The 20,193-nt window shown below is 72.1% G+C and carries 14 protein-coding genes, 1 tRNA gene and 1 pseudogene; 5 read left to right on the plus strand and 11 right to left on the minus strand.

Going from position 1 to position 20,193, the window contains the following annotated elements; all coding sequences use genetic code 11:
• Positions 1–171: 171 nt before the first annotated feature.
• Together AC1DE0_RS11960 and AC1DE0_RS11965 are read right to left on the minus strand one after the other, a co-directional pair.
• Positions 172–250, minus strand: a tRNA-Gln gene (locus tag AC1DE0_RS11960).
• A gap of 171 nt (positions 251–421) precedes the next feature.
• Positions 422–2,797 (minus strand): sigma-70 family RNA polymerase sigma factor, encoded by a 2,376-nt coding sequence (locus tag AC1DE0_RS11965; RefSeq protein ID WP_478100681.1) that lies wholly within the window; start codon positions 2,795–2,797, stop codon positions 422–424.
• 368 nt (positions 2,798–3,165) lie between these two features.
• On the opposite strand from AC1DE0_RS11965, the gene AC1DE0_RS11970 reads away from it, so the two are divergent.
• Positions 3,166–3,771, plus strand: a complete 606-nt coding sequence (locus tag AC1DE0_RS11970; RefSeq protein WP_478100793.1) for a TetR/AcrR family transcriptional regulator — start codon at positions 3,166–3,168, stop codon at positions 3,769–3,771.
• Between the two features lie 3 nt (positions 3,772–3,774).
• On the opposite strand, the gene AC1DE0_RS11975 is transcribed toward AC1DE0_RS11970, so the two are convergent.
• Positions 3,775–5,571 carry a sigma-70 family RNA polymerase sigma factor gene (locus AC1DE0_RS11975; protein ID WP_478100683.1) on the minus strand — a complete coding sequence of 599 codons (1,797 nt, stop codon included), beginning with the start codon at positions 5,569–5,571 and terminating at the stop codon, positions 3,775–3,777.
• A gap of 510 nt (positions 5,572–6,081) precedes the next feature.
• On the opposite strand from AC1DE0_RS11975, the pseudogene AC1DE0_RS11980 reads away from it, so the two are divergent.
• Positions 6,082–6,243, plus strand: a pseudogene (locus AC1DE0_RS11980) (cryptochrome/photolyase family protein); the annotation flags it as partial.
• 264 nt (positions 6,244–6,507) lie between these two features.
• A complete protein-coding gene (locus AC1DE0_RS11985) occupies positions 6,508–6,783 on the plus strand; it encodes a hypothetical protein (protein ID WP_478100798.1) in 276 nt (91 codons plus the stop codon).
• Positions 6,784–6,807: 24 nt separating this feature from the next.
• Here the strand turns inward: AC1DE0_RS11985 and AC1DE0_RS11990 are convergent, their stop codons facing one another.
• Positions 6,808–7,653: a methyltransferase domain-containing protein gene (locus AC1DE0_RS11990; RefSeq protein WP_478100685.1), complete on the minus strand. Its 846-nt coding sequence runs from the start codon at positions 7,651–7,653 to the stop codon at positions 6,808–6,810.
• A 56-nt stretch (positions 7,654–7,709) separates the two neighbouring features.
• Between AC1DE0_RS11990 and AC1DE0_RS11995 the strand changes: the two genes are divergently transcribed.
• Complete coding sequence (locus AC1DE0_RS11995; protein ID WP_478100687.1) at positions 7,710–8,234, plus strand: MarR family winged helix-turn-helix transcriptional regulator; 525 nt, start codon at positions 7,710–7,712, stop codon at positions 8,232–8,234.
• 5 nt (positions 8,235–8,239) lie between these two features.
• Here AC1DE0_RS11995 and AC1DE0_RS12000 read toward each other — a convergent pair whose 3' ends face one another.
• Positions 8,240–8,596: a VOC family protein gene (locus AC1DE0_RS12000; RefSeq protein ID WP_478100690.1), complete on the minus strand. Its 357-nt coding sequence runs from the start codon at positions 8,594–8,596 to the stop codon at positions 8,240–8,242.
• Between the two features lie 150 nt (positions 8,597–8,746).
• On the opposite strand from AC1DE0_RS12000, the gene AC1DE0_RS12005 reads away from it, so the two are divergent.
• The gene (locus tag AC1DE0_RS12005) at positions 8,747–11,986 is read left to right on the plus strand and encodes a M36 family metallopeptidase (RefSeq protein ID WP_478100692.1); all 3,240 of its coding nucleotides are present in this window, start codon (positions 8,747–8,749) and stop codon (positions 11,984–11,986) included.
• Positions 11,987–12,111: 125 nt separating this feature from the next.
• Here AC1DE0_RS12005 and AC1DE0_RS12010 read toward each other — a convergent pair whose 3' ends face one another.
• The 6 genes from AC1DE0_RS12010 to metG form a co-directional block, all read right to left on the minus strand.
• Positions 12,112–13,974: an ABC-F family ATP-binding cassette domain-containing protein gene (locus AC1DE0_RS12010; protein WP_478100694.1), complete on the minus strand. Its 1,863-nt coding sequence runs from the start codon at positions 13,972–13,974 to the stop codon at positions 12,112–12,114.
• 145 nt (positions 13,975–14,119) lie between these two features.
• Entirely contained in the window at positions 14,120–15,058 is a 939-nt protein-coding gene (locus AC1DE0_RS12015) for a 4-(cytidine 5'-diphospho)-2-C-methyl-D-erythritol kinase (RefSeq protein WP_478100696.1), read from the minus strand.
• Positions 15,059–15,088: 30 nt separating this feature from the next.
• Positions 15,089–16,027, minus strand: a complete 939-nt coding sequence (gene rsmA, locus AC1DE0_RS12020) for a 16S rRNA (adenine(1518)-N(6)/adenine(1519)-N(6))-dimethyltransferase RsmA (protein ID WP_478100698.1) — start codon at positions 16,025–16,027, stop codon at positions 15,089–15,091.
• 112 nt (positions 16,028–16,139) lie between these two features.
• The gene (locus AC1DE0_RS12025; RefSeq protein WP_478100700.1) at positions 16,140–17,291 is read right to left on the minus strand and encodes a transglycosylase family protein; all 1,152 of its coding nucleotides are present in this window, start codon (positions 17,289–17,291) and stop codon (positions 16,140–16,142) included.
• A gap of 185 nt (positions 17,292–17,476) precedes the next feature.
• A complete protein-coding gene (locus tag AC1DE0_RS12030) occupies positions 17,477–18,358 on the minus strand; it encodes a TatD family hydrolase (protein WP_478100702.1) in 882 nt (293 codons plus the stop codon).
• Positions 18,355–20,190, minus strand: a complete 1,836-nt coding sequence (gene metG / locus AC1DE0_RS12035; RefSeq protein WP_478100704.1) for a methionine--tRNA ligase — start codon at positions 20,188–20,190, stop codon at positions 18,355–18,357. The genes AC1DE0_RS12030 and metG overlap by 4 nt, the downstream gene beginning before the upstream one ends.
• Between the last annotated feature and the right edge of the window lie 3 nt (positions 20,191–20,193).

Raw genomic sequence — 20,193 nt, forward strand, 5'->3', positions numbered from 1 at the left:
ACAATGGGAGCCCCTCGCGTATGCCGTGACCGACCTTCCGCCGGCGCGGCAGCGCTCGCTGCGCTTCGCGCTGGCGTTGCTCCCCGGGCAGGGCACCGTCGCTCGTGCCTCGCTCCTCCCGACTCCTGACGGGAAGCACGGCAGCGCTCGCTGCGCTTCGCGCTGGCGTTGCTCCCCGGGCAGGAGTCGAACCTGCGTCGCTTGTCCTGATTCAAAGTCAGGCGGGCCCTGCCGGCAGACCAACCGGGGATCGTCGTCGTGGACGTGCACAGGCTAGTGCAGCCTCGGAGCGCGCACGGTCCGGCACTCGGTCAGCGGCTGCGCGGACTGAACCGGGCGCGTCTCACGACCTGGTCTCGGTCCCTTGAGCTGTCGGGGGCAGACGGATCGGCCGAGCGAAGGTCATGGCCGGCCTGGGCGCTCAGGAGCCGGAAGGCGTTGCACCTGCTGCCGGCGAGTCGGTCGGCGCCGGGTCGGTCGACGCCGAACCCAGCACCTGCGTGTCCAGGGCTGGCTTGACGGGATCGGTCTGGGCGGCCGGCGGCACCACCGCGGGCGTGTCCGCAGCTGCCGGCTGGACGTTCTCCGCGGCGGCGGTCGAGGCCGCTGTGGTCGAGGGCGAGTCGGAGGCGCTCGACGCGTTGGACGCCGCGTCGCTCGCACCGGCGGAGCCCGCCGGGGTGGGGTCGACCGCGGGAGTGGGGTCGGACGGGGCCTGGCCCGCGGGGGCGACGGCACCGGGGTCGGCCGACGTGGGGTTGGCCGCCGCCGGGTTGTCGGACGGCGCGGCGGGCGAGACCGGGGTCTGGTCGGCGGCACCCGGGTCGGAAGCCCTGGCAGCCGGGTCGGACGTCGTGTCACTCGGGTCGGGCGTCGCGGGGGTGACGTCAGTCGGGTCGGGCGTCGAGGCGGCGTGCTCGGGAGTCTGCTCCGACGGGGTCGAGGTGTCGGTGGGCGGGGCGGCGGGAACCGGCGTCACCGCTGCGGGAGCGGATGGGGGCGGGTCGACGGCAACGGGTGCGGGATCGGCCGCAGGAGCAGGTGCGGGAGCCGGTGGGGCGGGCGCCGGAGCGGGTGCCGCGGGTGTCGGGTCAGTGGCGGCCGGAGCCGGGCCGGCCCCTGCGGGGGCTGCGGCGGGCGGAGCGACCGCTGCCGGAGGCGCCGGCGGGGTGGACGCGGCGGAGCTGTCGGCCACGACGCTGGGCAGCGTGTTGAGCACCAGCACGTCGGTGGGGCTGGTGCCGGGCGCGGCGGCAGGAGCGGCCGGCGTCGTCTGCGCGGCGTTGGCGACCACCACGACCTGGGCCGCGGGGGTTCCGAGGTTCTGCGTGACGGCCGGGACCACGCTGATGCCGAGCCCGACCACGAGCCCGGCCATGGCCGTGGCGATGGGCGGACCGAGGGTCGTCCCGGCCAGCAAGGACCCTCCCGCCAGGGCGGCGGCGGGAGCGGCCACGGCGGCCCCGGAGACCAGGGCGCTGGTGCCGACGACACCTGCGGCGATCGGGCCGGTGATGACGGCGGAACCTGCCGCACCGGCCGACACGGCGGTGCCGGCAGCGAAGGAGGTCGCGCCGAGTGAGGCCGCTCCGGCACCCGAGGCGATGGCTCCCGACGCGGCGCCTGCCGTCGTGGCGGTCACGGTGACGCCTGCAGCCCCGGCGGCCCCGGCGCCAGCGGCACCCGACGCGGCACCACCGGCGATGGCTCCGACCGTGGTGCCTGCTGCGGAGACGCCACCCGCGGCCGCGCCTGCGGCTGTCGTTCCGGYAGCAGTGCCGGCCGCGGTCGCTCCGACGGCGGTTGTCGCCGCCGTGCCCGCCGCGGTGCCCGCCGCTGTGCCAGCTGCGGTGGTGCCGGCKGCGKCGCCGGCCGCCGTGGTGCCCGCCGCGGCGCCTGCGGCCGTCGAGCCGGCAGCCGTGGAGCCGATGAGGCCGGCGATCGCTCCGTGCTGCAGGGTGCCGGCCATGGCCGCCCCTGCCGCGAGCACGATCGGACCGGTGAGCACGCCGAAGCCCTCGTAGACTCGGCGGAGCTCGACGGCGAGGCCCGCCTCGCGGGAGCACTGCGCCAGGTGCGCCTCGGCGCGCGTCAGCTGCCGCTCCGTGAGGCGGCCGCGGACGTGACCACTCAGGTGGTCGAGGGTCCAGCGGCACTCGGGCGTGCCGCACACGGGCACGCGGCGCTGCACCCAGACGTCGAGGTAGCGGGCGCGCAGCTCGTCTCGCGCGCGCATCGACCTCGCGCTGACGACGTTGGCCGAGACCCCGAGCAGCGGGGCGACGACGCGCGGGGGCTCGCCCTCGACCATGGTGTGCCACAGCAGCTGCCGGTCACTCTCGCTCAGCTGCCGGAAGGCGGCCCTGACGAGGTCGGTGTCGACGCCCTCGGCGCCGAGCGCGGACAGGTGGGTGTCGGCGACCGGGAGTCGGTCGAGGTCGCTGCCCGGCGTGGGGACGAGGCTCATGTCGCGACGCACCGCGTCGACGCCCACGGTGCGCACGGTCGCCGTGAAGTACGCGCGGAAGTTCTCGGTCGGCCCGTTGCCCTCGCGGATGAGCCGGAACATGCGGGCGGACGCCTCGGCCACGAGGTCCTCGGCGGAGACGCGACCGCGGAAGCGGGTGGCCACGCCGTAGGCCGCCGGGAGGTTGCGCTGCCAGAGCGTCGCGAATGCACTGTCGTCGCCGAGCCGTGCCCGCGAGAGCAGGACCGCGTCACTTTCGTCGAGCGCATCGGCGCTCGGTCTGGCAGCGGCCGTGGACTCCGTCTGGGGTCCGATCGTGTGGGCTGACACCTGAGGGGGCTCCTCCCGCGAGGAATGACCTCCAGTGTGGGGCAAGGAGGTCGCCCGCGGGGGCCCTTTCGAAGGAACAATCCGTCGCCGGGCACGGCTGCGGTGAGGTCGATCGCGGCCCTCCCCGGGTTTGCGTCGCGATCGACCTCACCGGCGGTCTCGCCCGGCCGTGGTCCCCCCAGTGCCTCGGCTCCTCCGCCAACTCCCTGCCGACTACAAAGACGCAGCGCGAGCGGTTTCATGACGAGATTTCGAAGAAAGTTCTGGGGAAGCGCCGCCTGGCACGGGCGACGGCCGGCTCACTGCACAATGGCGACGTGACCGCAGACCGCACCCAACGAGCAGACCGCACCCGCCCGCGGGCCCGTATGACGGGCCCCGAACGCCGCGAGCAGCTCATCACTGTTGGTCGAAAACTATTCGCGGACAAGGGTTTCGAAGCAACCTCCGTCGAAGAGGTTGCCTCCAGGGCCAACGTGTCCAAGCCCGTCGTGTACGAGCACTTCGGCGGCAAGGAGGGGCTGTATGCCGTCGTCGTCGACCGCGAGATCCAGGCCCTCATGGGCGGCATCAGTGCCGCGCTCGAGGAGCCGGAGGGGGCTCGGGTCCTGCTCGAGCGGGCCACCCTCGCACTTCTCGACTACATCGATTCCGACCCCGACGGGTTCCGCATCCTCGTGCGCGACTCTCCTCCCGGCCAGGCGACCGGCTCGTTCGCGAGTGTCCTCGGCGACGTCGCAGCGCACGTCGAGCACCTTCTCGCGGCCGAGTTCAAGCAGCGCGGCCTCGAGGCCAAGTCAGCCCCCATCCACGCGCAGATGCTCGTGGGCATGGTCGCGCTGACCGGCCAGTGGTGGCTCGACAGCCGCAAGTTCAAGAAGGAGCAGGTCGCAGCGCACCTGGTCAACCTGGCCTGGAACGGGCTCTCCGGTCTCGATCCCAAGCCACGCCTTGTGACTCTCCCGCACCGCTGACGGTCAGACGGGACGGAAGGTGTCGGCCCAGCTGTGACCCGAAGCGTCCGTGACCCGCACGGTCAGCGGAACGAGGCCCCCCGTGCCCGACTGGTCGAGCACGACTGAGCCGCGCGCTCCCGTGCACGAGACGACGGCTCGGCTGACCTGGGCACAGTCCCAGCTCGAGTTGCGCACGACGAGCCGGCCGGCACCGGACACGTTGCCGATCCTCACCGTGAGACTTCCGGCCGCCGTGGAGCCCACCCTGACCGCGATGCGGGCCGTGCTGCCCTCGCGGACGAGGCGCACCGAGATGGCCGGGCGGCCGGTCCCGGGGTCTGACGGTGGTGGGTTCTGCTGCGTCGGCGGGTCAGGCGTGGCAGGCGGCTTCGGGGTGGCAGGCGGCTTCGGGGTGGTCGAGGGGGCCGTCGGGGCCGGCGGACGGGTCGGGCCGGGTGTGGGCCGCCCCACGCCCGAGGCTCCGGTTGCCGGGGTGCCCGCCATGGTCGGACGAGGGCGTCCGGACGAGGCAGGCTTGGCCCCCGTGACCCCGCGGCCCCCGTTGTCGAGCGCCGGAGCCGCGACGTCACGTGGCCTCGGTGTTCCCGTCGCTGCCCGGACGGCACCCGTCTCGGTCGCGGACGGGATCGCCGACGCACTGGCGGTCGGAGTCGCGCTGCGCCCACTGGGCGGAGCGGGTCGACTCGGCGTGCCTGCGGTGGCCGGAGGCGAGACGGGGGCCGCCGTGCCCGACGGGGGCTGCGGGACCGGGAGACGCGAGTCGGCGAGCGAGGGGCCGGGCACGGACAGCGCACCGGCGAGCCCCACCGTCATGGCGAGCGTCGCCGCCAGGCTGGTGGCGCGGCCCGCCACCTGCGCGACGGCGTCGATGGCGCTCCTGACCGCCGACGAGCCGGTCGTTGGGGACGGGGCGCCCGTGGCACCGGATGCTGCCGCGGCCGCGGAAGAGAACGAGAGCGCCGCCACCGCGCCTCCGGTGACGAACCCCGGCGTCGCCAACCCTGCGACGAGCACGAGCGGCACGACGAGCGCGGGGAAGCCTTCGTGGATGACGCGGAGGTCCGCGGCCAGCGCGGCGGCGTGCGGGCACCCTTCGACATGGGCCCGGGCGCGCTCGGTCTGGCGTTTCGGCAGCCGCCCGCGCACGAAGGCGCCGAGGTGCGTCAGGGTCCAGCGGCACTCGTCGCTGTCGGCCCCGGCGAGGCCTCGCGCCGCCCGGGCATCGAGGTAGTTGGCACGCAGCGCCTCGCGCGCCCGCATCGCCCGGACGCTCAACGCGTTGGCGGTCATGCCGAGCATGGGAGCGACCGCGCGCGGGGCGGCGCCCTCGACGGTGGTGTGCCAGAGGATGCGCTGGTCGCGCTCGGGCAGCTCGGCGAAGGCGGCGCGGACCAGCGCCAGCCCCTCCTCGTCGACCGCGATGCCGGCGAAGGGGTCGGCCTGCGCCGGCGCGAGGTCCTCGAGGTCGTCGTCGTCGGTCGGGACCAGCCTCAGCTCCCGCCGGCCCTGGTCGATGGCGACGGTGCGCACCGCCGACAGGAAGTAGGCGCGGAAGTTCTCGTCGGGTCCGCGTCCGTCACTGATGAGCGCCAGCACGCGCGCGGCTGCCTCGGCGACGAGGTCCTCGGGGGCCGAGCGGCCACGGTGACGGTTCGCGACGGCATACGCCGCCGGGAGGTGCCGGCGCCAGAGCTCCCCGAAGGCCTCCGCCGAACCGTCACGGGTGCGGGCGAGCAGGGTCGCGTCAGGGGCCGAGGCCCAGGCCTCGCTCGACCACAAGGTCGCGTCTGCCGACAACGCTTCGCCCTTCGTCTGCCCCGCGTCGCACCGGTTTGTCCGGTCTGAGCGGTTCGGGGCAAGTCTGCCAACTGGCGGCGCGAGCGTCCATCTGAACGCCTACTGGGCGGATGGCCCGCGGCCAGTGGCCCGACGAACGGGCTGGCAGGTTTCGTCCTCCCGAATGATCCCCTCCACGAAACCACGCGGGAGGACGAAACCTGACGGCACCACTGGAGACAACCCGAAGGGGCCACTCCCTCCCCTGACCAAGCGGGAGACCCCTGCGTTGCCGTCACCTGTATGACGTGCCGGGACCCATTTCATGACACGATTTTCCGAATTGGGCAGAAATGCCGGAAATTGACCCACATTTTCTTCCCCGGTGAGACGCCCGGCGAGACCGAGGCCCACCCCATACCTCCGGCAGACCCGCGGCTTACCCGGCCGCCACGCCCTCGAGGGAGCTTTCACGGGTGGGCAGACAGGCACCAGCAGGCCTCCGGCGGGCGCGGCGGGTATGTCTGCGCCATGACGCGACGGTGGCTCTTCGCCGACCAGCTCGGTCCGCACTTCGAGGTCGGGGCAGACGGGGTGCTGCTCGTCGAGAGCCGTCGGGCGCTCGCACGGCGCCCGTTCCACCGGCAGAAGCTGCACCTCGTGCTGTCGGCGCTGCGTCACCGTGCCGCCAAGCTCGGCGACTCGGCCGTGCTGATGCGCGCCGACTACACCGAGGTCCCCATGAGGACGCCATGCTGCGTGGCGACTGGGCGATGGCGCACAGTCTGCTCTCCGTGCCGCTCAACCTCGGGCTCCTCGAGCCGTCGAGGTCATCGACCGGGCCGCGCAGGCGCACTGCGACGGCGATGCCCCGCTCGCCTTCGGTGGAGGGCTTCGTGCGTCAGGTCATCGGCTGGCGAGAGTACGTCTGGCACCTCTACTGGCACTGTGGTCGGTATGAGCCAGCACGCCGACGGCGGCGCGATGGCCACCAAGCCGTACGTCTCGGGCGGGGCGTACATCGACCGGATGAGCGACTACTGCGGCGACTGCCGCTACGACCCGAAGAAGGGCCTCGGCGACGACGCCTGCCCGTTCACCGCCGGCTGCTGGGCCTACCTCGACCGCAACGCGGCCCGGCTCGAGGGCAACCACCAGATGGCCCGTCCGCTCCAGCAGCGCCACCGGCTCGCCGACCTCGAGGAGCGACGTCGGGCCGCCGCTCCCCCGTAAGCGCGAGCGCGAGTCAGGCGCGAGTCAGGCGCGCGTGCGGGCGACGGCGAAGGTGCGCGTGAACGGGAAGAGCACGCCGTACGGCTTGCGGGGGTATGCCGTCTCGAGCTCCTTCTCGTAGTCCGTGACGAAGGCCTCGCGCTCCTGCTCGTCGAGCACCCCGAGCACCGGGCGCAGGCCGGTGCCGCGCACCCACTCGAGCACGGGATGCGCGCCGTCGGGGTCCGCGGCGAGCACGTGCTCGTACGTCGTCTGCCACACGTCGACGTCAGGGGTCACTTCGAGGAGAAGGGCGGCATACATCTGCGGCTGGGCGACGGCCTGGGCTCGGGCGAGTCCGGGGCGCAGGTCGTCGGCGCGCGGGTGGCGCGCGGCGACCTCGCGCATCAGTCGGTGCGACGGGGCGTCGAAGTTCGCGGGCACCTGCATCCCGAAGGTGCCGCCGGGCGCGAGGCTGGCGACCCACGACGGAACGAGCCGGAGGTGGCTCGGGACCCACTGCAGCGTGGCGTTGGTGACGAGCACGTCGATGGAGCCGCCGGACTCGGTGGGGTCCCAGTCCTCGGCGGCGGCCTCGACCCACTCGACGCGGCCGTCGACGTCGAGCTCGCGTGCGCGGGCCAGCATCTCGGGAGAGCTGTCCACGCCGACGACGCGGGCGTTCGGCCAGCGCTGGGTGAGGCCGAGGGTCAGCTCGCCCGGCCCGCAGCCCAGGTCGACGACGAGCCTCGGGTCGTCCGCGTCGACGCGCGCCAGCAGGTCGGTGAAGGGTCGGCCCCGGTGTCCGGCGAAGACGGCGTACTGGCGCGGGTCCCACGCCGAGTCGGTGCCGCGCGCGCCCGTGGCGGGCGGGGTGGTGGGTTCGGTCACGACGTGCTCACTTTCTTTCGATGTCAAGAGTCTTGACGGCGACTACAGTTGGACGCATGAACGCCGACCGCGGGCCTGCCGACGACGTCGACGAGATCGTCGCTGCCTGGCGTCGCGAGCGCCCCGACCTCGACGTCTCCCCGCTGGAGGTGCTCTCGCGGGTGTCGCGCCTGGCGCGCCGGCTCGACCTCGCGCGCGGCTCGGCCTTCTCGGAGCACCTGCTCGAGGGGTGGGCCTTCGACGTGCTGTCGGCGCTGCGGCGAGCCGGCGAGCCCTACGAGCTGTCGCCGGGGGCGCTCGTGCAGCAGACCCTGGTGACGTCGGGCACCATGACCAACCGGGTCGACCGGCTCGAGCGCAGCGGCTTCGTCGACCGACGCCCCGACCCCGGCGACCGGCGCGGGGTGCTCGTGCGCCTGACCGCTGCGGGCCGCGACGTCGTCGACTCCGCCATGGCCGACCTCATCGAGCAGGAGAAGTCCCTGCTGTCGGAGCTCTCGGCCGCCGACCGCACCCAGCTGGCGACCCTGCTGCGGCGCATGCTCGCACCTCTCGAGTCGCGGGGCGTGCCGCACAGCTGAGCCGCTCATGCCTGCTGGAACTCCAGCCGGTTGCCGACGGGGTCGGTCGTGTGGAAGCGGCGCAGTCCGGGGATGTTCTCGTCCCAGGCGACCGGTGCGCCGGCCCGGCCCACCACCTCGGCCAGCTTCTCGATGTCGGCCACGGCGATGCCGGGGTGGGCCTTTCGGGCGGGCGTGAACTCGTCCTCGATGCCGACGTGCAGCTCGGCGGTGCCGGCTCGGAACCACGCGCCTCCGCGGGCACGCAACGCCTCTGGCTTGTCGACCTCGACCATGCCGAGCACGCCGCCGTAGAAGGCGCGCATGTCGTCCTCGCAGCCGGCCGGACCCGAGACCTGGACGTGGTGCAGATGCATCTCCATGGCTGCAAATTTATCTTGACATCAAGATAAATTCAACAGGATTTGGGCGATTTTCCTACCCGCGCGTACCCTTCCGGCCCCTCGCCTCGTTTCTCCTGCACCGGGTCGCCCGCCTCGGCGCGACCCGCCGAGCAACTCCTAGGAGAACGCGTGAACACCACTCGCAAGCACGTCCTGGCCATGGGACTGTGCCTCGTCTCGGCGGCGGCGGGGGCCCCGCTCGCGGCGGCGACAACGACGTCGACCGCTGCACTCCCCGCCAGCACCTCGATCACCAACACGCTCACCGACACGGTCAGCAACCTGCTCGCGACCCTCGACACCCGGGCCGTCACCAAGGCGGTCATCCCCACCGTGGCGACGAAGACGGCCGTCGCGGCCCTGCTGAAGACGGCCGGCGCAGGGGCCCGGGCCACGTGGGACGCCCGCTTCGGCACGCTCCGCGCGCTGCGGTCCGACGGCTACCTCACCGCGGCCCGCGCCGGCAGCGCCGTCGACGTCGCGCGGGGCTGGCTCGCCTCGCAGCCTGCCGCTTTCGGCCTCTCGGCCGCGCAGGTGCAAGGCCTCACCGTCGCTCGCGACCACGCCCTCCCCGGCACCGGCACGCACGTGGTCAGCTTCGTGCAGACCTTCGCCGGCGCACCGGCCGCACGCGGTGGCCGCCTCAACGTCGCGGTCGCGACCGACGGGCGTGTCCTGTCCTATGCCGGCGAGACCGCTCCCGGGGCGAGCCTCCTCGGCACGTGGGTCCTCGGTGAGACCGGCGCCCTGCTCAAGGTCGCGGGCACGCTGGCTCCCGGTACGGCATACGCCCCCGTCGCCGACGGCACGCAGGCCGGCTTCACGACGTTCTCGCGCGGGCCGTTCGCCGGGCCCGGCTACGTGCGCAAGGTGGCCTTCCCGACGGCATCCGGCCCCGTGGCCGCCTACAAGGTGTTCTTCATCAAGAGCCAGACCGAGGCCTGGGAGACCGTCGTCGACGGCACCACCGGCTCGGTGCTGTTCCGCACCAGCGTCGTGCAGTTCGACGAGGCCCACGGCACCGTCTACGACAACTACCCCGGCGCCGCCAAGGGCGGGCAGCCGCGGCAGCAGTCGTTCGGGCCGACCGCCGAGTCGCCCAAGGGCTGGGCCGACCCCACCGGAGCCACCGGCACCGGGGTGACGACGCTGGGCAACAACGCCGACACGTACGCCAACTGGTCGAACTTCCTCGCGCCGATCGACAACGCGCCGCGGCCCGTCTCCCCCACCGGCCACTTCGACTACGCATACGCCAACCGGTGGGCGGCGACGAAGGGCCAGACCACGCCGCCCTCGTACGCCGAGGACCTCAACCCGGCCGCGACCAACCTCTTCTTCCAGCACAACCGCATCCACGACGAGTACTACGCCCTCGGCTTCACCGAGACCGCCGGCAACTTCCAGGTCGACAACGGCGGCAAGGGCGGCCAGGGTGGCGACGCGGTGCGCGGCCTCGTCCAGGCCGGCGCCGCCTCGGGAGGCGCGCCGACCTACACGGGCCGGGACAACGCGTACATGCTCACGCTCGACGACGGCATCCCACCGTGGAGCGGCATGTTCCTCTGGGAGCCCATCGACGACGCGTTCGAGGGTCCCTACCGCGACGGCTCGTTCGACATGTCGGTGATCCAGCACGAGTACACCCACGGCCTGTCCAACCGCTACGTCGCGAACGGCGCCGGCCTCGCCTCGCAGCAGGCCGGCTCGATGGGTGAGGGCTGGTCCGACTGGTACGCCCTCAACCACGGCTTCAACGCGGGCCTGCTCACCAAGCCGATCGTCGGTGACTACGTCACCGGCAACCCGACCCGCGGCATCCGCAACTGGAACTACGACCAGAACCCGACGACCTTCGGCGACATCGGCTACGACCTCACCGGTCCCGAGGTGCACGCCGACGGTGAGATCTGGACCGCGACGCTGTGGGACCTGCGCAAGGCACTCGTCGCCCGGTACGGGGCGGCCAAGGGCGCCGACGTCGCGGCCCGGCTCATCACCGACGGCATGCCCCTCACGGCACCGAACCCGTCGTTCCTCGACGCCCGTGACGGCATCCTGTCCGCTGACCTGGACCGCAACCACGGCGACAACACCGCGCTCATCTGGTCAGTCTTCGCCAAGCGCGGCGCAGGCGTCTCGGCGAGCTCGCAGACCGGCGACGACACCGACCCCAAGCCGGCGTTCGACGTGCCGGCTGCGGCGTCCAACGGCACCGTGGCACTGACGCTCGTCAACGCGACGACGGGCCAGCCCATCTCGAACGCACGCGTCATCCTCGGCCGCTTCGAGGCCCGCGTCTCGCCGCTCGCGCGCACTGGCAAGGCTGGCGGCGCGACGGTCAAGGCCGTCACCGGCACCTACCCGCTGACGATCCAGGCGCCCGGGTTCGGCACGCAGACCATCGAGGGGTTCGCGGTCACCGCGGGCAAGAACACGGCCAAGAAGGTCTCGCTGGCGCCCAACCTGGCTTCGACCGCGGCTGGTGCCCAGGTGGTCTCCGTGTCGAGCCAGGACGACGGCGCTCCCGCGAAGTTCGCCTTCGACGACACGGCCGCCTCGGTGTGGTCGACGAAGGCGGGAGCGACGGCATACAACGCGGGACCCGACGAGCGGGTGACCGTCAAGCTCGCCGCCCCGGCCACCGTCAGCTCGGTGCGGGTGAGCGCCTACAAGGCCACGAACGCGTCACGGTTCGCTGCGCTCAAGGGGTTCACCGTGCAGACCTCGCTCGACGGCGTCACGTGGACGACCGCCCGCACCGGTGCCTTCGGCTACCAGGCTCCCCGCCCGACGGCGCCCGACCTCAACTACACGACCTTCCCGCTGACGACCCCGACGAAGGCGGCCTACCTGCGCTTCTTCGTCGACTCGGTGCAGGGCGACACGACGACGTACGCCCAGGTCGCCGAGATCGAGGCGTTCGGCTCGGGCGCCACGGTCGCCAACGGGACCGTCACCCCCGACGCGCCGTACACCGACCACGGCACGATCGCCGCGAACAACCCGGCGGCCGGTGACCCGACGGGGCTGCAGAACGTCTTCGGCGTCACCGGCACCGAGATGAACACCGCGTGCACCTTCCCGCCGGCGTCGCAAGGCGTCGACGGCTGGGTGACCAAGCTGCCGGCCGGCTTCTCCGACGGGCTGCACTCGGTGTCGGTCAAGGGCACGAGCCCGCTCGACGCCACGGTCGGGCACGACCTCGACCTGTACTTCCTCGACAGCGCGTGCGCGCTGACGGGGTCGACGGCGACGGCCTCGGCCGACGAGTCGGCACCCATCCCGCCGGGCACGGTCTACGTGCTCAGCCACCTCTACACCGGGGCGAACGTCACCGTCGACATCACGGCAGTCGACAACCGCTAGGAGCAATCGAAAGAACACTCCGTCCGAGAGCCTCCCGATCGAAAGAACACTCCGTCGGCTCAGTCCCGATCGAAAGAACACTCCGTCACGTGACGGAGTGTTCTTTCGATTGTTGGGTGGTGGAGTCAGCCGACGATCTCGGCGGCCTCGAGCCACTCGAGCTCGAGCTCCTCGCGCTCGCTGACGACGGCCTGCAGCTTCGCGTTGAGGTCGGCGAGCGCCGCGGGGTCGGTGGCCTGCTCGGCCATGTCACCGTGCAGCCGTTCCTCACGGTCCTGCAGGCGCGACAGCTGCTTCTCGATGCGCGCCATCGCCTTGCGGGCCTCGCGCACCTCGGCCGGGCTCGCCGACGTCGCAGAGCCCCCAGCAGGTACGCCGTCCGGTCGGCTCGACGACGCCGGTGCGGTCGCGGAGGAGGTCCGGGCCGACGCTGCCGTCGCCTCCGCGGCTGCCCGCAGCCGGAGGTACTCCTCGACGCCGCCGGGCAGGTCACGCACCTTGCCGTCACCGAGCAGGGCCAGCTGCTTGTCGGCCACGCGCTCGAGCAGGTAGCGGTCGTGCGACACGACGACGAGCGTTCCGACCCAGCCGTCGAGCACGTCCTCGAGCGAGGTCAACGTCTCGATGTCGAGGTCGTTGGTCGGCTCGTCGAGGATGAGCACGTTCGGCTCGGTGAGGAGCAGGCGCGTCAACTGCAGCCTGCGTCGCTCGCCACCGCTGAGGTCGCCCACGCGTGACTGCTGCCGTCCACCAGGGAACCCGAGACGCGTCGCGAGCTGGCTCGCACTGATCTCCTTGTCGCCGAGGGTGGTCCACTGCTTGACGTCCTCGATGGCCTCGATGACGCGCCACTGCTCGAAGCGCTCGAGCTCGCGGACCTCCTGCGTCAGGTGCGCGATGGCGACCGTCTTGCCGATCTTGCGGCGGCCGCTGTCGAGCGGGATCTCGCCCGTCAGGGCGCGGAGCAGCGTCGACTTGCCGGCACCGTTGACGCCGACGATGCCGATGCGCTCGCCCGGCGCGAGGCGCCAGGTCACGTGGTCGAGCAGACGCCGCTCGTCGGGCGGGTCGCCGACCGACACGGTGACGTCCTCGAGGTCGAGCACGTCCTTGCCGAGGCGGCGGCTGGCGAACGACGCGAGCTCGACGCTGTTGCGCGGCGCGGGCTCGTCGGCGATCAGGGCGTTCGCGGCGTCGATGCGGAACTTCGGCTTGCTCGTGCGGGCGGGCGGCCCACGCCGCAGCCACGCGAGCTCCTTGCGCATGAGGTTGGCGCGCCGGTCGGCGACGACCTCGGCGAGACGGTCGCGTTCGGCCTTCGCGAGGACGTAGGCCGCATACCCTCCCTCGAAGGCGCTGACCTTGCCGCCCTCGACCTCCCAGGTGTTGGTGGCGTAGGCGTCGAGGAACCAGCGGTCGTGGGTGATCGCGACGGTCGCGTTGCCGGGGCGCGGCCGCTTGCTCGCGAGGTGGTCGGCGAGCCACGCCACGCCCTCGACGTCGAGGTGGTTGGTCGGCTCGTCGAGCAGGAGCAGCTCGGGGTCCGAGACGAGCAGGCGAGCCAGTGCGAGGCGGCGGCGCTCGCCGCCGGACTTGGGCCCGACTCGGCTGTCGAGGCCGCCGACGTTCTCGGCCTCGATGCCGCCGAGCAGCCCGGTCAGCACGTCGCGGATGCGGGGGTCGCCGGCCCAGACGTGCTCGGGAAGGTCGCCCAGCACGGCCTCGCGGATCGTCCAGGTCGGGTCGAGCGCGTCCTCCTGCGAGAGCATCCCGATGCGGATGCCCTCGGCGCCGCCCTGCTTCGTGATGCGGCCCGAGTCGGGCTCCTGCAGGTCCGCCATGACGCGCAGGAGGGTCGACTTGCCGCCGCCGTTGACGCCGACGACGCCGATGCGGTCGCCGGTGAGCACGCCGAGACTGACGTCGTCGAGGACGTGGCTCGTGCCGAAGACGAGCGAGACGCGTTCGAGGGAGATCAGGTTGGCCATCGCTGACCGACCCTATTCGGTCCCCTGCCCCAACCAGCAATCCGTCCGGCGCCGCCATCGAAAAAGCAATCCGTCCGGCCCATCCGGGTGATGGTTCCGTCCGGACGCGCCGCCGGACGGATTGCTTTTTCGGCGAAGGGTGGGGTCAGTCGCGGGGCTGGGCGACGACGTGGGCGCCGTGCACCGGGCCCTTGGCGCGACGCAGGTCGCGGCAGAGGTCGGAGGCCGCGAGCGACACCGACAGGTCGAGCGAGGCCTCGTGGCTCTCGGTGAGGAACGCGACGGTCGGGCCGGAGCCCGAGACGACGCCACCGAGGGCACCGAACTCGACGCCGGCGTCGCGCAGCTCGCGCAGCTGCGGGCGCAGCGAGAACGCCGCGGGCTCGAGGTCGTTGTGCAGGGCGGCGCCGAGCAGGGCCGGATCGCCTGAACGCAGCGCCGCCATCAGCGCGGGGCTGACCCTGGGCTCGGGCACGTCGACGCCGTCGCGCTCGCGCAGGCGGTCGCACTCGGCATACACCTCGGGGGTCGACAGGCCGGTGTCGCTGATCGCGAAGACCCAGTGGAAGGTGCCGCGCGCCAGGACCGGCGCCAGCTGCTCGCCGCGCCCGGAGCCCATCGCGTTGCCGCCGGAGAGGATGAACGGGACGTCGCTGCCGAGGGTCGCCGCCAGCTCGGCCAGCTCGTCACGGTCGAGGCCGAGGCCCCAGAGCTGCTCGCACGCGACGAGGGCAGCGGCGGCATCGGCCGACCCGCCCGCCATGCCACCGGCAACGGGGATGTCCTTGTCGATGCGGATCGACAGGCTCTCGTCGACAGCCCAGCGCTCGGCGACGAGGCGGGCGGCACGCACGGCAAGGTTGTCGCCGTCGATCGGGATGCGGTCGGCGTACGTGCCCGCCGGCACGACCTGCCACTCGTCCCAGCGGGCCACCGAGACCTCGTCGTGCAGCGACACGGCCTGGTAGACGGTCGCGAGCGTGTGGAACCCGTCGGGCCGTCGTGGTCCGACGCGCAGCTCGAGGTTGACCTTGGCCGGGACGCGCACGGTCACCGCACCGGGCAGGGTCGGAGCGACAGTCATGCGCCCACCCTATGGGCCAGCCCGTCGCGGTCAGGACGCATTGCCTCGCCGGCGAGCGCGTCGTTCGGACGGTGCCACACCGGCAGGGCGGGCCTCGGCGATGCGGGCGAACGCGGTGATGTCGAGCTGCTCACCGCGGGTCTTCGGGTCGATGCCGGCTGTGACGAGCGCCCGCTCGGCGGCGTCGGCGGACCCTGCCCAGGAGGCGAGCGCGCCCCGCAACGCCTTTCGGCGCTGGAGGAACGCGGCGTCGATGCAGGCGAAGACGTCCTTGCGGGAGGCGGTGGTCTTCGGCGGCTTGCGCCGGCGCAGGGAGACGAGGCCCGAGTCGACGTTGGGCGCCGGCCAGAAGACGTTGCGCCCGACGCGGCCGGCGAGCTCGACGTCGGCGTACCAGGCCGCCTTGAGGCTCGGCACGCCGTAGATCTTGCCCCCCGGCTTGGCCGCGAGCCGTTCGGCGACCTCGAGCTGCACCATAACGAGAACGCGGTCGATGGTCGGGAAGTGCTCGAGGAACGACAGGACCACGGGGACCGAGATGTTGTAGGGCAGGTTGGCGACGAGGGCGGTGGGGTCGGGGCCGGGCAGCTTCGTGACGGTCAGCGCGTCTGCCGCGACGAGCCGCAGGCGGTCGGCGTTGTCGGGTTGGAGGCTGCGCACGGTGTCCTCGAGGGCACCCGCGAGCCGCGGGTCGACCTCGACGGCGGTGACCGCCTTGACCACGGGCAGCAGCGCGAGGGTCAGCGACCCGAGCCCGGGGCCGACCTCGACGACGACATCGGAGGGCCCGACACCGGCGACGCGCACGATCTTGCGCACCGTGTTGGCGTCGACGACGAAGTTCTGGCCCCACTGCTTGGTGGGCCTCACCTCGAGCCGCTCGGCGAGCTCGCGCACCTGCGACGGGCCGAGGAGCGCGGCGTCGTCGGCCGGGGCGGCAACGGGCGCCGAGGCGTCCTTCTTCGTCATGCGCCCACCCTATGGCCCACGTCGAAAAAGCAATCCGTCCGCCGGCGAGCCCTGGGGGGCCGCGCGAGAGGCGGACGGATTGCTGTTCGATGCTGTGGAGCGGTGCCTCAGGTCAGGGCTTGCACTGCCACTGCGACGTGCCGTTGTCGGCGTAGACGCGGTTGGCGACCGTGATCTGCTGCTCGCGGCTGGCGAGGTCGGCACGCGAGGCGAAGTCGCCACCGCCGTAGCCGAGCCACGTCGAGGTCAGGAACTGCAGACCGCCGTAGTAGCCGTTGCCGGTGTTGATGTGCCAGTTGCCGGTCGACTCGCACTGGGCGATGGAGTCCCACATGGAGGCACGGGCCAGGTTGATGCCGGCGCCGGACGACGAGCCACCGGTGCTGGCCGCAGGGGCCGGGGCGGCGGCCCGGGCCGGGGCCGGGGCCGGCCGGGACTTGGTGCCGACGAGCAGGACCCGGTTGACCGGGGCCTTGGAGACGGTCGACGCGATGGTCGCGCGGCTCACGACCTTGCCGTCGATGACGGTCGCACGCGTCGTCACGACGCGCGTGCCGGCGACACCGGCGCGGGACACCTTGGTCTGGTCGGAGTAGAGGGCGCCCGTCTTGGTGCGGGTCGTGCCGAAGGCGATCGGCTGCGTGGTCTTCGTGTCCTTGGTCTGGACGCGCTGGACGGCGACCTTGGCGCCATTCGTCAGGCGGGTCGTGACCGGCGGGTTGACCTTGTCGGCCTTGCCGAGGCGCACCCCGAGCTGCGTCAGGGCCTCGCCGACGGTGGCCGCGGCCACGGTCTTCGTCGTCGTCTTGCCGTCGACGTTCACGGTGACGGCCTTGGGCGTCACGATGCTGAGCGACAGGCCCTGGCGACCGATGGTCTGCGAGCGCGAGACGGACAGGCGAGAATCGCCGCGGACTCCCAGCGCGAGCAGCGCCCCGTCGACCGTGGTCTCAGTGGTGCGGATCTGACGGGTCTTGCCGTCGACCGTGAGGTTCAGCATGCGGGCGTACTTGACGGTGATCGACTCACCGTCGCCGACGGTGCTGCCGGTGGCCGGGACCACGACGTCGCCCTGCTTGACCTCGATGCCCTCGCCGGCGAGCACGTCACCGACGGTACGGCTGCCGAAGAACGAGGAGGTGGAAGAGGCGCCGTCGACCGAGAGGTTCACGGTCTTGTCGAGCTGGGCGGCGCCGACAGCGCCACCGGTGAGGACGACGGCCGCGCCTGTGGCGGCCAGGATCTTGGCGTTGCGAGAAATCAAAACACTCCGAACGTCGATCTATCCGGGTGCAACGCGCTCTCGATCCGTCCTCCTCACGCCATCGGGAAGAGGTCGATGCGGGGCAGCAACCGGCCAACAGTCGTCCACACTGAGGGATCACCGACGCAAAGGTCAAATTTCGATAACGACGGCCCGTCCGGCTGGACCCGGCGATCTGGGGTGCGCTAGGCAGTTTGCCCGAATCGTTCGGCGCCCCACGGACCGTACACGCGCTCGCTGTTCTCCGACACGGCGCGGCACAGGCTCGGCACGTCGATGTTGAGCACTCCGGCCATCGCCCGGATGGTCACCGGCACGAGGAACGAGGCGTTCGTCGCACCCCGGTGTGGGGCCGGCGCGAGGTAGGGGGCATCGGTCTCGACGAGCACCCGGTCGAGCGGGATCGCCGTCAGCGCGTCCCTCAGGTCGCGGGCGTTCTTGAAGGTGACGGTCCCGGCGAAGCTGAGGTAGTAGCCGCGTTCGACGCACTCGCGGGCCATCGTGAGGTCGCCCGAGAAGCAGTGCAGGACGGTGTGCTCCGGTGCGCCCTCCTCCTCGAGGATGCGCAGCACGTCGTCGTGGGCGTCGCGGTCGTGGATCTGCAGGGCCTTGCCGAGCCGCTTGGCCAGGTCGATGTGCCAGCGGAAGCCGTCCTGCTGCACCGGCACCCCTTCGGGACCGGTGCGGAAGTAGTCGAGCCCGGTCTCGCCGATGACGCGCACGCGGTCGTGGGCCGCGTGGCGCTCGACGGTGGCGTATGCCGTCTCCAACGTCCCAGCGGCAGCGAGACGTGGGACTTCGTTGGGGTGCAAGGCGATTCCGCCGACCAGCTCGGGGTGCCGCTCGATGGCGTCCATGGTGAAGGCGATGCCGTCGAGGTCGCAGCCGACCTGCACGAGGCGGGTCACGCCGACGGCCCGCGCCTGCTTGATGGCGTCGGCGACGTCGAACGGCTGGTCGCCCTCGCGCGTGATGTCGAGGTGGACGTGGTTGTCGACGACGTCGATGGGCAGCGGGTCGGGCAGGTGCTCGGGCAGACCCCGGTGCCCCGACGCGTGAGGCGTCATGCGCTCTGGTCGGTGTCAGGGGTGCCCGGGTCGGCGAGGCGCTCGCGCTCGGCCTCGACCACCTGGTCGGGGTCGAGCTTGGTGAAGACCCCGGTGGGCTTGGAGATCGGGGTGCCGGGGACGACCGGGCGCGGCTCCCAGCGCGGCGTCGTGGAGTACTCGCCCGTGATGACGGGGTAGGCGCGCGAGTCGTCGTCGAGGTCGCGCACCACGTCGAGCCGCGGCATCGGCATGAACTCGCCCTCGCCGCCGAGCACGGCGTGCACCCGGTTGGCCGCGTGCGGCAGGAACGGCGAGATGAGCGTGTTGATGTCGCTCACCGCCTGCACGAGCGTGTGGAGCACCGTCGAGAGGCGCTCGCGCTCGTCGTCGCCCTTGAGCTTGAACGGCTCTGTCTTCGACACGTACGCGTTGGCCTCGCCGACGACGCGCATGACCTCCGCGAGCGCAGCCTTCTGGCGGTGCCGCTCGAGGTTGGCGCCCACGCTCGCGAACGCACCCCGCACGGTTGCCAGCAGCTCCTCGTCGACGGGCTCGACGGCATACGCCCTCGGGATCTCGCCGAAACTCTTGGCGATCATCGCGGCGGTGCGGTTGACGAGGTTGCCCCAGCCGGCGACGAGCTCGCTGTTGTTGCGCTGGACGAACTCGGCCCAGCTGAAGTCGGCGTCCTGGTTCTCGGGACCCGCCGCGCAGATGAAGTAGCGGATCGGGTCGGGGCCGTAGCGCGCGACGATGTCCTGCACGTAGATGACGTGCTTGCGGCTCGTCGAGAACTGCTTGCCCTCGAGCGTCATGAACTCCGATGCCACGACCTCGGTCGGCAGGTTGAGCTCACCGTAGACGCCCGGCTCGCCGCCCTTGTCGCCCTTGCCGGCGTAGCCGAGCAGCTCGGCCGGCCAGATCTGGCTGTGGAAGGTGATGTTGTCCTTGCCCTGGAAGTAGTAGGACACGGCGCTCGGGTCGTTCCACCACTCGCGCCAGCGCTCCTCCTGGCCGGGGCCGAGGCGGCGGGCCCACTCGATCGATGCCGAGAGGTAGCCGATGACGGCGTCGAACCAGACGTAGAGGCGCTTGGCCGGGTTGTCCTCCCACCCCTCGAGCGGGATCGGGATGCCCCAGTCGATGTCGCGCGTCATGGCACGGGGGCGCACGTCCTTGAGCAGGTTCTTGGAGAACTTGATGACGTTGGGGCGCCAGGTGCCCGAGGCCTCGCGGCCGTCGAGCCACTCCCCCAGCGCGGCGGCGAGCGCCGGCAGGTCGAGGAAGAAGTGCTGGGTCTCGACGAACTCGGGCGTCTCGCCGTTGATCTTGCTGCGCGGGTTGATCAGCTCGTCGGCGTCGAGCTGGTTGCCGCAGTTGTCGCACTGGTCGCCGCGCGCCTCGGGGAAACCGCAGATCGGGCAGGTGCCCTCGATGTAGCGGTCGGGCAGCGTGCGTCCGGTCGACGGGCTGATGGCGCCGCGCGTCGTCTGCTCGATCATGTAGCCGTTGGCGTGCACCTGCCGGAACATCTCCTGCACGACGGAGTAGTGGTTGCGCGTCGTCGTGCGGGTGAACAGGTCGTAGGACAGGCCGAGGTCAGTGAGGTCCTGGGCGATGACGGCGTTGTACTTGTCGACGAGCTGCTGGGGGGTCACGCCCTCCTCCTCGGCGAGGACGAGGATCGGCGTGCCGTGCTCGTCGGTGCCCGAGACCATGAGCACGTCGTGGCCGGCCATCCGCATGTACCGGCTGAACACGTCGGAGGGCACACCGAAACCGGCCACGTGGCCGATGTGGCGCGGGCCGTTGGTGTACGGCCAGGCGACGGCAGACAGGACGTTGCTCATGGC

The sequence above is a fragment of the Terrabacter sp. 05T424 genome, from assembly GCF_056396225.1.

Bases quoted from the DNA above. Each gene is read 5' to 3' on its own strand.
- AC1DE0_RS12030 (WP_478100702.1), bottom strand. From the start codon at position 18,358: ATGACGCCTCACGCGTCGGGGCACCGGGGTCTGCCCGAGCACCTGCCC.
- AC1DE0_RS12000 (WP_478100690.1), bottom strand. From the start codon at position 8,596: ATGGAGATGCATCTGCACCACGTCCAGGTCTCGGGTCCGGCCGGCTGC.
- AC1DE0_RS11985 (WP_478100798.1), top strand. From the start codon at position 6,508: ATGAGCCAGCACGCCGACGGCGGCGCGATGGCCACCAAGCCGTACGTC.
- AC1DE0_RS12010 (WP_478100694.1), bottom strand. From the start codon at position 13,974: ATGGCCAACCTGATCTCCCTCGAACGCGTCTCGCTCGTCTTCGGCACG.
- metG (WP_478100704.1), bottom strand. From the start codon at position 20,190: ATGAGCAACGTCCTGTCTGCCGTCGCCTGGCCGTACACCAACGGCCCG.
- AC1DE0_RS12015 (WP_478100696.1), bottom strand. From the start codon at position 15,058: ATGACTGTCGCTCCGACCCTGCCCGGTGCGGTGACCGTGCGCGTCCCG.
- AC1DE0_RS11970 (WP_478100793.1), top strand. From the start codon at position 3,166: ATGACGGGCCCCGAACGCCGCGAGCAGCTCATCACTGTTGGTCGAAAA.
- AC1DE0_RS11995 (WP_478100687.1), top strand. From the start codon at position 7,710: ATGAACGCCGACCGCGGGCCTGCCGACGACGTCGACGAGATCGTCGCT.
- rsmA (WP_478100698.1), bottom strand. From the start codon at position 16,027: ATGACGAAGAAGGACGCCTCGGCGCCCGTTGCCGCCCCGGCCGACGAC.